The organism is Mesorhizobium sp. M5C.F.Ca.ET.164.01.1.1 (assembly GCF_004792125.1).
In the GTDB taxonomy this organism is placed as follows: Bacteria; Pseudomonadota; Alphaproteobacteria; order Rhizobiales; family Rhizobiaceae; genus Mesorhizobium; species Mesorhizobium wenxiniae.
In genome coordinates, this window is the sequence record NZ_SRTG01000351.1 from 1 (window position 1) to 327 (window position 327).

The 327-nt window shown below is 58.1% G+C and carries 1 protein-coding gene; it reads left to right on the forward strand.

Features of this window, described 5'->3' with window-relative positions:
• The coding region (locus tag EN807_RS33765; protein WP_135938035.1) for a YidB family protein at positions 1 to 327 on the forward strand (327 nt) is incomplete at both ends.

The following is a 327-nucleotide window of genomic DNA, read 5'->3' on the forward strand; positions in this document are numbered from 1 at the left end:
GGACAAAATCGGCGAATTGATCCGTGGGGCGCGAGATCGCGATCCAAACGACCCACAAGGCGGAATTTTAGATCAGATTTCCAAAGGGGTTTCGGGGACGGCGCTCGGCGATATCTTAGATCGGTTCAGAGGTGCGGGAGCAGGATCCAAGGTCGATTCCTGGGTCGGCACTGGGCCGAATCAGCCAATCGAGCCAAACGAGGTGGAAGCGGCGTTAGACGAAGGCACCCTGACGTCACTCTCGATGCAGACCGGCCTGTCACGCGAGGAGCTCATCCGCAGGATCACTCGGGATTTGCCTGAGGCCGTCAACAAGATGACGCCAAA